At 70.5% G+C, this 12842-nt stretch carries 11 protein-coding genes; 6 read left to right on the forward strand and 5 right to left on the reverse strand.

What is annotated here, in order from left to right; genetic code table 11:
* Positions 1-7: 7 nt before the first annotated feature.
* The 5 genes from BGP79_RS08620 to BGP79_RS08640 form a co-directional block, all read right to left on the reverse strand.
* Positions 8-1420, reverse strand: coding sequence for an aminomethyltransferase family protein (locus BGP79_RS08620; RefSeq protein WP_076694551.1), 1413 nt, complete (start codon positions 1418-1420; stop codon positions 8-10).
* Positions 1421-1458: 38 nt separating this feature from the next.
* Entirely contained in the window at positions 1459-2331 is an 873-nt protein-coding gene (purU, locus tag BGP79_RS08625) for a formyltetrahydrofolate deformylase (protein WP_076694553.1), read from the reverse strand.
* 5 nt (positions 2332-2336) lie between these two features.
* Complete coding sequence (locus BGP79_RS08630; protein ID WP_076694555.1) at positions 2337-3266, reverse strand: methylenetetrahydrofolate reductase; 930 nt, start codon at positions 3264-3266, stop codon at positions 2337-2339.
* 88 nt (positions 3267-3354) lie between these two features.
* Entirely contained in the window at positions 3355-4860 is a 1506-nt protein-coding gene (locus BGP79_RS08635; protein ID WP_076694556.1) for an aldehyde dehydrogenase family protein, read from the reverse strand.
* A gap of 39 nt (positions 4861-4899) precedes the next feature.
* Complete coding sequence (locus BGP79_RS08640) at positions 4900-6273, reverse strand: aminomethyltransferase family protein (protein ID WP_076694558.1); 1374 nt, start codon at positions 6271-6273, stop codon at positions 4900-4902.
* Positions 6274-6444: 171 nt separating this feature from the next.
* Between BGP79_RS08640 and BGP79_RS08645 the strand changes: the two genes are divergently transcribed.
* The 6 genes from BGP79_RS08645 (at position 6445) to BGP79_RS08670 (ending at position 12769) form a co-directional block, all read left to right on the forward strand.
* On the forward strand, positions 6445-7848 hold the full coding sequence (locus tag BGP79_RS08645) for an aminomethyltransferase family protein (protein ID WP_076694559.1): 1404 nt from the start codon (positions 6445-6447) through the stop codon (positions 7846-7848).
* Between the two features lie 165 nt (positions 7849-8013).
* Positions 8014-8796 (forward strand): ABC transporter ATP-binding protein, encoded by a 783-nt coding sequence (locus tag BGP79_RS08650; protein WP_076694561.1) that lies wholly within the window; start codon positions 8014-8016, stop codon positions 8794-8796.
* Positions 8783-9493 (forward strand): ABC transporter ATP-binding protein, encoded by a 711-nt coding sequence (locus BGP79_RS08655; protein ID WP_076694562.1) that lies wholly within the window; start codon positions 8783-8785, stop codon positions 9491-9493. The genes BGP79_RS08650 and BGP79_RS08655 overlap by 14 nt, the downstream gene beginning before the upstream one ends.
* A gap of 4 nt (positions 9494-9497) precedes the next feature.
* On the forward strand, positions 9498-10379 hold the full coding sequence (locus BGP79_RS08660) for a branched-chain amino acid ABC transporter permease (RefSeq protein ID WP_076694564.1): 882 nt from the start codon (positions 9498-9500) through the stop codon (positions 10377-10379).
* Positions 10380-11501, forward strand: coding sequence for a branched-chain amino acid ABC transporter permease (locus BGP79_RS08665; protein ID WP_076694566.1), 1122 nt, complete (start codon positions 10380-10382; stop codon positions 11499-11501).
* Between the two features lie 26 nt (positions 11502-11527).
* Entirely contained in the window at positions 11528-12769 is a 1242-nt protein-coding gene (locus BGP79_RS08670) for an ABC transporter substrate-binding protein (protein WP_233121288.1), read from the forward strand.
* The last annotated feature ends 73 nt before the right edge of the window (positions 12770-12842 follow it).

The following is a 12842-nucleotide window of genomic DNA, read 5'->3' on the forward strand; positions in this document are numbered from 1 at the left end:
CACCACCCTAGGCGGGCTGGTAGTTCGTCCGCCAACCGCCCTGGTACGACGAGCGGGCGACCGTCGAGTACGGCACCGGGCTCACGACGGCCCGGATCGGCAGCTGCTCGTGCGGCTCGACGGCGGCCTTCGAGGTGCCGCCGTTCGGCTCACCCCAGATGACGGAGAGCTCGGTTCCCTCGGGCACGTTCGCGTCGACCGTCGCGAGCGAGAGCGCCCGGCGTTCGTTCGCGCTGTACCCGGTGAACATGGACTGCCCGACGACGGTGCCGTCCGCGTCGACCACGGAGTCGTAGTTCGCCGACCCGTAGTTCGCCAGCGGCAGGTCGAAGAACTTGTAGTGCGGGCCGTCGACGTCGAACAGGGAGCCGAAGAGCTTCGTCATGTCCTCGGCGTTCCAGGCCAGCGTCACCTTCTTGCGCTGGGTCTCCTTGTCGATCTTCTCGAGCGCGTCCCGGCCGATGAAGTCGTGGTCGAACTTGACGAACGAGCCGTACCCGAGCTCCCACGGGGTCCGGTAGTAGTCCTCGATGTTCTCGGACACGAAGGAACCGGCGAGGGTGCCGGTGGCCTCGTAGCTGTCGGCGGGCAGCCACTCGCGGTAACCGCGCTCGGCCTCACCGGTGTAGATGGCCGGCAGCGGGGAGGGGATCCAGCCCGACTCGAGAGTGTTCGACGGGTAGGCGCGCGAGCCCACCGGAACGAGACCGAACTCGGCACCGGCGGCGACGATCGCGTCGCGGATGCGGTCGTGGTCCTCGTAGGGTCCCCACAGCTCCAGGCCGGGGGCGCCGGCCATGCCGTGACGCAGGGTCCGCACGGTGGTGCCGTCGATCTGCATGGTGGCCATGGTGAAGAACTTCAGCTGCTCGACCGGGCCGCCGTTGAGCTTCTCGATCACCGGCCACGCGTTCGGGCCCTGGATCTGGAAGCGGTAGTAGCGGCGGTTCACCTCGTGGCCGTACGGCCGGGAGGGGGAGCGCCGGTCCACGGTGATGTCCAGGTCCCGGTAGCCGCCGGTCTCGCCGTGGTAGAGCAGCCAGTTGGCGGCGGGGGAGCGGCCCACGTAGACGTACTCGTCGTCGGCCTCGTGGAAGAGGATGCCGTCGCCGATCACGTGCCCCGCGGCGGTGGTGGGCACGTACTGCTTGGCCTTGTTCACGGGGAAGGTCGCCGTGGAGTTGATCGCCGTCGCGGAGATCAGCTTGATGGCGTCGGGGCCCTTGAGGAACAGGTTGTCCATGTGGTGCGACTGGTCGTACAGCACCGCCGTGTCACGCCACGCGGTCTGCTCCTTGATCCAGTTCTGGAAGTCCGCGGGGACCACGGGGTAGATGTACGAGCCGATCTGCGACGTGCGCAGCAGCTCCACGGGGTTCGCGGACGCGTCGAGCACGTCCTGCAGATTCTTCGGTGCCACGGGTTTTCCTCTCGTTGGAAGGGGATCAGGAAAGACGGTCAGAAGACGATGGTCTGGTTGCCGTGCCGGATCACGCGGTCCTCCGCGTGCCACTGGACGGCGCGGGAGAGGACGGCGCGTTCGACGTAGGCGCCTCGGGCCTGCAGATCGGCCGCGGAGTACGCGTGGGTGGCCCGGGCGACGTCCTGCTCGATGATCGGGCCCTCGTCGAGGTCCTTCGTCACGTAGTGGGCGGTCGCGCCGATCAGCTTCACCCCGCGCTCCTTCGCCTTGCGGTACGGCGCGGCGCCGATGAACGCGGGCAGGAACGAGTGGTGGATGTTGATCAGCGGGACGCCGACGGCGTCGAGGAAGTCCGGCGAGAGGATCTGCATGTAGCGGGCGAGCACGACGAAGTCGACGTTGCCGTCGAGCAGCCGCGCGATCTCCGCCTCCGCCTTGCTCTTGTCGGGCCCGGTCGCGGGCACGTGGAAGAACGGGATGCCGAACGCGCGCACGTCCTCCGCGGTGTTCGTGTGGTTGGAGATGATCATCGGGATCGTCACGGGCAGCTCGCCGCGCCGGTGCCGCCAGAGCAGCTCGAGCAGGCAGTGGTCAGAGGTGGAGACCATGATCGCCATCCGCTTGGGCACGGAGCGGTCCGTGAGCGACCACGCCAGCCCCAGCGGGTCGAGCGTCTCCGCCAGGTCCGCCTGGATGTCGGGCAGGGCCACGGTCAGCCCGGGCCGGCTGAAGACGACCCGCTGGAAGAAGTCGCCCCCGCTGGGATCGGAGGAGTACTGGTCGAGGGTGACGACGTTGCCCTGGTTGCGGGTGATCAGCGCGGCGACGGCGGCGACGATGCCGGGTCGGTCGGGGCCGTGCACGATCAGGCACGCCTCGTCGCGGTTGGCGTCGGTGTGCGGTGCCACGGCGCTCAGCCCCGGTCGGCCGGGTCGCCCGCCGACCGCTGGGCCGCGCTCTGGGTGGACCGCTCGGTCGCGAACCGGGTGGCCCAGTCCGCCGTCGCGCCGAGGCCGCCGAACGTGTAGAAGTGCAGGCCCACCTCGCCCGGCAGCCCGGTGCCCGGGGTGCGCTCCGCGAGCGTGGCGGCCAGGTCGTCGACGAAGCGATCGGGGCCGGCCTCGCCCATCAGGTTGGTCAGCGAGAAACCGTACTTCTTGACGATCATGGCGTTGGCGCCCACGCCGAAGCGCCGGGCGAAGCCCAGGAGCCGCTTGATGCCGGCCGGGCCGGGCGTGCCCACCCGGACGGGGGCGTCGATGCCGGCCGAGCGCAGCGTGTCGATCCACGCGACGACCGGGTCGATGTCGAAGGCGAACTGGGTGACGACGACGGCGTCGAGCCCCGCGTCCTTCAGCGCCGCCGCCTTGTCGCGCAGTGCGCCGGAGAGGGCGTCCCCGGCGATGTCGGGATGGCCCTCGGGGTAGCCGCCGATGCCGACCTCGCGGACGCCGTAGCGCTGCAGGACACCGCTGGTGATCACGGCGAGCGAGTCCTCGTAGGGACCCTCGGGGGTGGCGGGGTCCCCACCGATGGTGAACACGTGCTCGGAGGCGCCCACCTCCTGCAGGCGGCCGAGGAACTCCTCGAGCTCGTCCCGGGACTTCAGCCGACGGGCGGACAGGTGCGGGACCGGCACGAAGCCGTGCTCGCGCACGGCGCTCGCCGCGGCGACGCGCATGTCCAGGTCCTCGTTGCCGAGGAAGGTGACGTTGATCCGGGTGCCGGCCGGGATGCGGTCCTTCGCCTCCATCAGGCTGGGGACGTCCTTGCCGGTCATCTCGAGGGAGAAGCCCTCGATCAGATGCAGGGAGGCCTCGGGGTTCGATGCGGGTCGTGCCACGATCGGGACTCCTTTCCGCCGGGCGCCGCGATGCGCCCGTGTGACGACTGTAACTATGGCGATAGGTAATGTCCAGAGGTATTTCGGCTCAATGCTCGGCGAGAGCGGCCGGGTCGAGGTCGGCGACGGCACGGGTGTCCTGGAAGGCGCGGATCCCGTCGATGCCCTGCTCGCGGCCGAAACCGGACTGCTTCATGCCGCCGAACGGGGCCCGCAGGTCCAGCCGGGTCGCGCCATGGTCGTTGATCCACACGTACCCGCAGGCCAGCCGGTTCGCGATGGCGCGGGCGTGCTCGGGATCGGCGGACCAGACGGACCCGCCGAGGCCGGCCCACGTGTCGTTGGCGGCCGCGACCGCCTCGTCGTCGGAGTCGAACGGCAGCAGGGGGATGACCGGACCGAACTGCTCCTCGGTCACGACCCGCAGGGCCGGGTCCGGGTCGACGACGATCGCCGGCCGCAGGAAGTTCCCGTCCGCCAGGGCCGGGTCGGTCGGGAGGGTGCCGAACTCGCGGACGTCCGCGCCGCCGGCCCGGGCCTCCTCGATCAGCTCGGTCACGAACGCCTGCTGCGCCGAGGAATGAAGAGGGCCCATCGTGGTGCCCTCGTCGAGCCCGTACCCGATCACCGTCTTCTCCAGGCGGGCGGCCAGCCCGGCCGCGACCTCCTCGAGCCGGGAGCGGTGCACGTGGATGCGCTTGGCGTTCATGCAGATCTGGCCGGTCGTGTCGAAGATCGCCGCGTGCAGCCGGTCCAGGTGGGTGTCGTCGAGGACGGCGTCCGCGAGGACCACCGCGGCGTCGTTGCCGCCCAGTTCCAGCGTCACTCGCGTCAGCGACGTCGACGCGAGCTCCATGATCTTCTTCCCGCCGCCGACGCTGCCGGTGAAGCAGACCTTGGCGACGTGCGGGCTGGTGATCAGGGCGGACATGTCGGCGTCCCGGCCGGTGACGACGTTCAGGACGCCGGGCGGCAGCTGCTCGGCGACCCGCTGGACCACCCGGGTGGTGGCCAGGGGTGCCGAGGGCGGCGGCTTGACGATGGCGGTGTTGCCGGCCAGCAGCGCGTGCGGCAGGGCGGCGCCGAGGATCGCGATGGGCCAGTTGAACGGCACGATGACCGTGACGACGCCGAGCGGCTGGTGGGCGACCGTGGTGGTCACGGGGATGCCGGGCGCGGGGCTGAGCGTGCGCGTCGCGTCCACCTCGTCGGCCAGCTCGAGCGCGAGGTTCCACCGCAGCTCGAAGACGAGCGAGTCGACCCAGGACTCCATCCGGATCTTGCCGTTCTCGCGGGAGAGGATCGCGGCGTCCTCGTCGCGGGCCTCGGCGATGCCGGCCAGCGCGGCCCGCATCGCGTCGGCGCGCTCGGCGGCGCTCAGGGCGGCCCAGGCCGGCTGGGCGGAGCGCGCGGCGGCGATCGCGTCGTCGACGTCGGCCGTGGTCGCGGCGGCGGCGTGCCCGACGATCTCGCCGGGGCGTCCCGGGTCGGGCACCGTCAGGGTGTCGGTCGTGGTGCGGGCCTCCCCGCCGATGTAGAGGCCCGTGCTGACGGGCGTCGACGTGTCGGCGGGGGCGGGGGTGGTGTCGGTCATCGGTCCTTCACTCCTCGGGAGCGGGCGGTTGGGGGCGGATCAGGCGTTCGCGCGGTAGACGGTGCGCGCGAACTCGTGGAACGGGGCGGGCGCGACCGTCGCGCGGATGTGGACCTGCCGGTGGTCGGCGTCGACGCCGGCCTTGCGGGAGACGGGGTTCTCGCCCCAGACGACCTCGACCTCCGTGCCGTCGGGGATGTCCACGTCCAAGGTGGCGAGCGACATGTACAGCTGGTCGTGGGCGACGTAGCCGGCGTCGGTCGAGATGCCGACGCGGGCGCCGTCCCGGACCACCTCGTCCATCTGGAACAGCCCGTAGCGGGCCTTCGGGAAGTCGAGGTACTTGGCGGGGGTGCCGGGCTCGAGCTGGGAGCGGACGACGGCGGCGACGTCCTCGGCGTTCCAGATCAGCGTGACCTTGTGCCGCCGCTGGTTCTCGGCGTGCTTCTCGAGGGCGGCCCGGCCGTGGAAGTCGTGGTCGAACCGGACGGACCGTCCCAGGCCGATGTCCCAGGGCGTCAGGTAGAAGTCGTGGACGTCGGTCGAGTACAGGGAGCCGCCGATCGAGCCGGCCCGGGCGGCGGGCAGCCAGTCCCGGTACTCGGCCAGGTCCTCGCCGAAGATGGCGGGGAACGGGGTGGGCACCCAGCCCGACTCCAGCGGAGAGGAGGAGTAGGCCTTCGCGCCGACCCGGCGGATCCCGAACTCCTCGCCGGCCTCCATCAGCGCGTCGAGCACCGTCTCGTTGTCCTCCCACGGCCCGTAGAACTCGAAGCCGGGCTGCCCGGCCATGCCGTGCCGCAGCGCCTTGACCGGCCGGCCGGCGATCGTCACGTCGCCGATGTGGAAGAACTTGATGTCGGGGGCCGGGCCGCCGAACACCTTCTCCATCACGCGATCGGCGTGCGGGCCCTGCAGTTCGTAGCGGTAGAAGGTGGGCGGCCCCTGGCGCATGTGCGAGTTGGCCTCGAGACGGTGGGAGACGTCCCTGCCCTCGGCGGCGGCCTTCTCCACGTTGAACCGCACCCAGTCGATCAGCAGGTGGTGCCCGATCAGCACGAGGCCCTCGGGTTCGTCGGCACGGTGGTAGAAGAGGATGCCGTCGCCGATCAGGTAGCCGTCCGCGTTCACGGCGATCAGCTGCTTCGCCACGCCCGGGCGGAAGGTCGCGAAGGTGTTCGGCGAGATGGAGGCGAGCAGGTCGATCAGGTCGGAACCTCCGAGGAACAGCTGCGTCATGTGATGCGACTGGTCCATCAGGGCGACGGAGGTGTTCCAGGCGCGCTGCTCGTCGCGCCAGTTCGTGAACTCGGGGGCCACCGGGAACGTGAAGGCCGGCCAGTCCTGGTTGCGGAGGAGCTCGACGGGGCTGCTGGCCCGGTCGATCGCACGGGCAAGTGATTCGGAGGTCATCGTCGACCCTTCTGAAGACGCGGGGGAACTGCGGCAGGGGGAATCGATGTCAGCGAACCACGGCGCTGGTGCCCGGTCAAGGCTTCGCTTACATTATTGTCACCAATTCCGTCGTCAATGCCGCGGTGATCTTCGCCACGGCCTGCGACCGATCGACAGGAGAAGGACGCCATGGCTTCGAGGAACCTCCAGGACGTGCTCGACGCGGCGGGGAACACGGTCGATCTGCTGCGGAACTCGCAGGTCGGCGCGTACATCTACCCCGTCGTCCCCGCCGAGTTCACGAACTGGCGGCGGGAGCAGCGGGCCTGGCGGGAGACCGCCGTGCTCTACGACCAGTCACACCACATGGTCAACTTCTTCCTCAAGGGGCCCGACGCGCTGCGGCTGCTCTCGGAGACCGGGATCAACAGCTTCGCGGACTTCCCCGTGGACACCGCGAAGCAGTTCGTGCCCGTCGCCTCCAACGGCGGCGTGATCGGCGACGGGATCCTCTTCCACGAGGCCGAGGACGAGTACGTCTTCGTCGGCCGCGCGCCGGTGGCCAACTGGCTGCAGTTCCACGCCGAGACGGGCGGCTACGACGTCGAGGTCCGCTACGACGACCGCTCCCCGTCCCGGCCCTACGGCGCCGCGGTCGAGCGGGAGTACTACCGGTTCCAGATCCAGGGGCCCAACGCCTGGCAGATCATCGAGAAGCTGGCCGGCGGCCCGGTGGAGAAGGTCAAGTTCTTCCGGATGGGGCAGACGACGATCGCCGGTAACGCGGTGCACACGCTGCGCCACGGCATGGCCGGCGCGCCCGGCCTGGAGATCTGGGGCCCGTATGCGCAGCACGGCGCGATCCGCGACGCCGTCCTGACCGCCGGCGCCGAGTTCGGCATCGAGCCCTGCGGTTCCCGCGCCTACTCGTCCAACACGCTCGAGTCCGGCTGGATCCCCTCGCCGCTGCCCGCCGTCTACACCGGGGAGGGCGAGCGGGCCTACCGGCAGTGGCTGCCGGCCGCCAGCTACGAGGCCGGCAACGCGCTGGCCGGTTCCTTCGTCTCGACGAACATCGAGGACTACTACCTCAACCCGTGGGAGCTCGGCTACGGCTCGTTCGTCAAGTTCGACCACGACTTCATCGGCCGGGACGCGCTCGAGGCGATCGACCCGGCCGCGCAGCGCCGCAAGGTGACCCTCGCCTGGAACGACGAGGACCTCGCGTCGATCTGGGCGTCGTTCCTGGACCGCGACCGCCCCGGCTACCAGTTCTTCGACCTGCCGAATGCCAACTACGGCTCCTCGAACTACGACGCCGTCGTCGACGCGGACGGGACGAACGTCGGCCTGTCCCTGTTCACCGGCGTGACCGCCAACGAGCGCCGCGGACTCTCGCTCGCGACGGTGGACGCCGACGTGCCGATCGGCACCGAGGTGCGCGTGGTGTGGGGCGAGCCGGACGGCGGATCGGGCAAGGCCACCGTCGAGCCGCACGAGCAGATCAGCGTGCGCGCCGTCGTGAGCCCCACCCCCTACTCGGTGACCGCGCGGACCGAGTACCAGGGCGGCTGGCGCACCGCGGCGCGGTGAGCCGGCGGGCCGGAGGAGCCGCCTGCGATCCTCATCGCGAACACGTCTTGCAAAATCGTTGACAATCTCGTTGCCTACTCCGTACGGTCAGGGCACCGGGGGGCGGATTCCGCCATGTCAGACCCGTGCACAGTCCATGCAACGGCGCAAGAATGAGGTGCGAGGATGGCCGCAGGCCTGAGCCTTGACGACGTCAGCCTGCAGTTCGGCGGCGTCAAGGTGCTCTCGGGGGTGAGCTTCGACGTCGAGCCCGGCGTGATCCTCGGTCTCGTGGGTCCCAACGGTGCGGGCAAGACGTCGCTGTTCAACTGCATCAGCGGTCACTATCGGCCCTCCGGCGGCTCCATCACCATCGACGGCACCGAGGTGGTGGGCAGCCCGCCGTCGCGCCTCGCGCGGCTCGGGCTCTCCCGCACCTTCCAGCACCCCGCGCTGCGGCTGAACGCGACCGTGCTGGACAACGTCCTCCTCGGCGGCCACACCCGGCTGCCCGGTGGACCGGTCTGGTGGGCGCTCGGCCTGCCGTCGACGGCGCGGGCCGAGCGCGACATCCGCGAGGAGGCGCTGACGATGCTCGACGGCGCGGGCCTGGGCTGGGCCGCGCACCTGCCGGCCGACGAGCTCTCCCACGGTCTGCACAAGGGCATCGAGCTGTGGCGGGCCCTGCTGTCGCGGCCCTCGCTGCTGCTGCTGGACGAGCCCGCCGCCGGCCTCTCCCACGGGGAGGTCGACCAGCTGATCACCTCGGTACGGCGGATCCGGGACGAGCAGGACATCACCGTGGTCATCGTCGAGCACCACATGGGGCTCATCTCGGCCCTGACGGACCGCGTCGTCGTCCTCGATCACGGGAGCAAGCTGATGGAGGGCACCGCCGCGCAGGCCCAGGCCGACCCGCGGGTCATCGAGGCCTATCTCGGGAAGGACGCGGCCGATGACGCTGCTTGAGCTCGACGGCGTCACGGCGTCGTACGGACCGGTCCAGGTGCTGGACGGGATCTCCCTGTCCGTGCCGGAGGGGGGCGCCGTCGGTGTGCTGGGCGCGAACGGCGCCGGAAAGACCACCACCCTGCGCGCCATCAGCGGGGCCGTCCGCACCGGCGGCAGCATCCGGTTCGACGGCCGGAGCATCCGGGGGCTGCGTCCCGAACAGGTAGCGGCGCTCGGCATCGCCCACGTGCCCGAGGGGCGCGGCACCCTCGCGCAGCTGAGCGTGCGGGAGAACCTCGCGGTGGGCGCCTACCGGCGCCGGGACCGCCGTCAGATCGCCGCCGACGTCGACTACTGCCTCGAGCTCTTCCCACAGCTGCGGGAGCGGATCGGCTCCCGCGCCGCGGCCCTCTCCGGTGGTGAGCAGCAGATGCTCGCCGTGGGGCGCGCCTTCATGGCCCGGCCCCGCCTGCTGCTGCTGGACGAGGCATCCCTCGGGCTGGCACCGGGGACCGCGAAGACCGTGTACGCGGCCATCCGCCGGCTGCGCGTCGAGTCGGGCATCGCGATGCTCGTCGTCGAGCAGAACGCCAACCTCGCGTTCACCCTCGTCGACACCGCGACCGTGCTCGAGACCGGCCGGAGCGTGCTGACCGGGACCTCGGCCGAGCTGGCGGGCAAGGACGAGATCCGTCGCGCCTACCTGGGGGGCTGACCACATGGGAACCTTCATCCAGCTCGTGATCGACGGCCTGTCCACGGGGTCGATCTACGCGGCCCTCGCGCTGGCCATCGTGCTCGTCAACCAGGCGACCGGCCTGATCAACTTCGCCCAGGGCGGCCTGGCCGTGCTCAGCGCGTACGTCGCCTACGCGTGCCTGGGCGTCGGGATACCGCTGCTGCCGGCGGTGCTGATCGCCGTCGTCCTCTCCTTCGTGCTCGGCGGACTGGTCGAGCGCTTCCTGATCCGGCGGTTCGAGGGCGGGGATCCGGACACCGCCGTGGTCGTGACCATCGGCCTGCTCACGCTGGTCACCGGGGTCACGGCGCTGATCTGGGGCTACAACAACCTCCAGTTCCCCTCCCTGTTCCCGCTCACCAGCGTGGACGTGCTGGGCGCGGTGGTCAGCGTCCGGTCGCTCGCGACGACGGCGACCATCGTCGCCATCATGGTGATCCTCCAGGTGCTGTTCCTGCGCACCAAGCTCGGGCTCGCCCTGCGCGCCGTCGCCGACAACCCCCGCTCCTCCGCCCTCTCCGGCCTTCCGGTCGGGCGGCTGCTGATGGTCGGATGGGGCCTCGCGGCCGCCCTCGGCGCCGTCGCCGGGGCGCTGGTCGCGCCGCAGCTCACCCTCACGCCCGGCATGCTCGACGGCGCCCTGGTGTACGCGCTCGCCGCGGTGATCCTCGGCGGGCTGGACAGCCCGCTCGGTGCGGTCGTCGCCGCCTGGGCGATCGGCGTGCTCGAGAACCTGGTGGCCGTCTACGTCCCGCTGATCGGGCACGACCTGAAGATCGCGGTGCCGTTCGTGCTGATCTTCGTCATCCTGATCCTCCGCCCCCAGGGCCTGTTCGGCCGGAAAGTCGTGGTGCGCGTCTAGATGAGCACAGTGACCCGATCCTCCCGGCGGTCCGCCCGCGGTCCGGGCGCACGACGCCGGCCCCTGTTGGTGGGCCTGACCGTGCTCGCCGTCGTCCTCCTGCTGGTGATCCCGTTCGTCCTGCCGCCGCTCGGCAACCAGACGCTGGTGCGCATCGGCGTCTACGCGGTCGCCATCCTCGGCCTGAACATCGTGATGGGCTACACCGGGCAGGTGAACCTGGGCCAGATCTTCTTCCTCGGCCTCGGCGCCTACGTCACCGCCTACGGCGTGACCCAGGGCTGGAACATCCTGCTCGTCCTCGTCGCGGCGTGCGTCATCCCGGGTCTCGTCGGCCTGCTGGTGGCGCTCGCCGCCGCCCGGCTCGGGGGCCTCGCGATCGCCATGGTCACGATCGCCCTGCCGATCGTCGGCGTCCCGCTGGCCAAGCGGCTCGACGAGTTCACCGGCGGTTCCCAGGGCGTCTCGGCGATCTTCTCGAACGCCCCCGACTGGTCCGGTCTGTTCAACGACCAGTGGCAGTACTACATCGTCCTGGTGGTGGGCGGCGTCGCCTTCCTGCTCGCCCGGAAACTGGTCCGCGGCAAGTACGGCCGTGCGTTCAGCGTCGTGAAGAACAACGAGGCGGTCGCCTCGGCGATGGGCGTCTCCCCGTACTGGACGAAGGTCACCGCCTTCACGATCGCCTCGATCTTCGGCGGGGCGAGCGGCTTCCTCTACATCGCCGCCGTCCAGTACACCTCACCCGAGACGCTGAGCTTCGGCCACTCGATCTCCCTGCTGGCCGCCATGGTGATCGGCGGCGCGGGCAGCATCGCCGGCTCCCTCATCGGCGGGTTCTTCTACGTGCTCGTGCCCCAGCTGACCAACGCCGTGGACCCGAACCTGACCACGGTCAGCCAGGGCGTGCTGCTCCTCGCCGTCCTGTTCCTGCTGCCCGACGGCCTCGTCAGCCTGCCGCGGGCGCTCCGGCGAGCCTTCCGCCGCCGCTCCGGTGGACCGCCGAGAGCGACGCCGGACGACTCCGCGACGCCCCCTTCGACTTCCCTCACCCAGCATGCTCCCGCGCAGGATCCGATCACGGACGTTGCGCCGGAGACCACACCCACCAGAGAGGCATGACCATGACCGTTCGGAAAGGGACTCGCGTGACACCGCGAGCCCGCTGGGTCGGCGCCGTCGCCGTCGCATCGGTGCTCGCGATCTCGCTGACGGGCTGCCGCGGCAGCGCTCAGAGCGGCGGCGCCGCGTCGACGCCGGGCATCACCGACACCTCCATCACCCTCGGCATCACCACGCCGCTGAGCGGGACCACCGCCGGGCCGGGCACCTGCACCGTCGCCGGTGTCAAGGCCTACTTCGGCGCGAAGAACGCCGAGGGCGGGGTGAAGTTCGGGGACGGCAAGACCCGCAAGGTCGAGATCAAGACCTACGACGACGCCTACGACCCGCAGAAGTCGCTCGCCAACTTCCAGCAGATGACCTCGGACGGCGTGTTCGCGGAGACCTCCGGCCTGGGCACGCCCACCAACCGGGCGTTCCGCGAGGCCGCCATCAGCCAGAAGGTCCCGCAGGCCCTGGTCATGACGGGCGACCCGCTCTTCAGCAACCGGCAGCAGAGCCCCTGGCAGCTCGGCCTGGTGCCGGTCTACCAGAACGAGGGTGCCGCGTTCGGCAAGCTGCTCGCCGACTCGGGCGGGACCCACAAGGTCGCGATCCTCTCCCAGAACGACGACTACGGCAAGGGCTACGTCGCCGGGTTCAAGGAGGCCGTGAAGGGGAAGTCCGGTATCTCGATCGTCGGCGAGCAGACCTACGAGGCGACCGACACCTCGGTCGACGCGCAGATCACGCAGCTCGCGTCGTCGAAGGCCGACGTGATCCTCAACGCCATGTCCGTCACGCCGCTGGCCATCTCGGCGCTGCAGAAGGCGCAGCAGATCGGCTGGAAGCCGAGCTGGTTCCTGCCCTCGAACACATCGAGCCCGACGGCGATCCTGCAGCCCGGTGGCGCCACGGCGTACCCGGGGGTCTACTCGGTCTCCTTCGCGAAGGCCCCGCAGAGCCCGGCCTTCGCCAAGGACGCCGACGTGGTCAAGTTCCTCGCCGACCTCAAGCAGTACGGCGACTACAAGGAGGCCCCGGCGTTCCCGCACTGCATGTGGAGCTACATCGCGGGCGCGACGCTGGACAAGGCGTTCTCCACCATGACCGAGCCGACCCGCGACAGCTTCATGTCCGCGCTGCGCAACATCAAGGGCTTCCAGGCGCCGCTGATGCTCCAGGGCACGCAGGTCGACACGACGGTCGAGGGCCAGCCGGCCATCTCCTCCGTGGTGGTGCAGAAGTTCAACGGCAAGGGGTACGCCACCGCCGCCAAGTTCGGCTGATCGACGTGACCCCGGCCGGCTCAGCGGCCGGGGTGACGCCGTATCGTCCACGACAGGAGCCCGCGTCCACCTC

Origin of the sequence: Tersicoccus sp. Bi-70 (genome assembly GCF_001968825.1) — a bacterium.
In the GTDB taxonomy this organism is placed as follows: Bacteria; Actinomycetota; Actinomycetes; order Actinomycetales; family Micrococcaceae; genus Tersicoccus.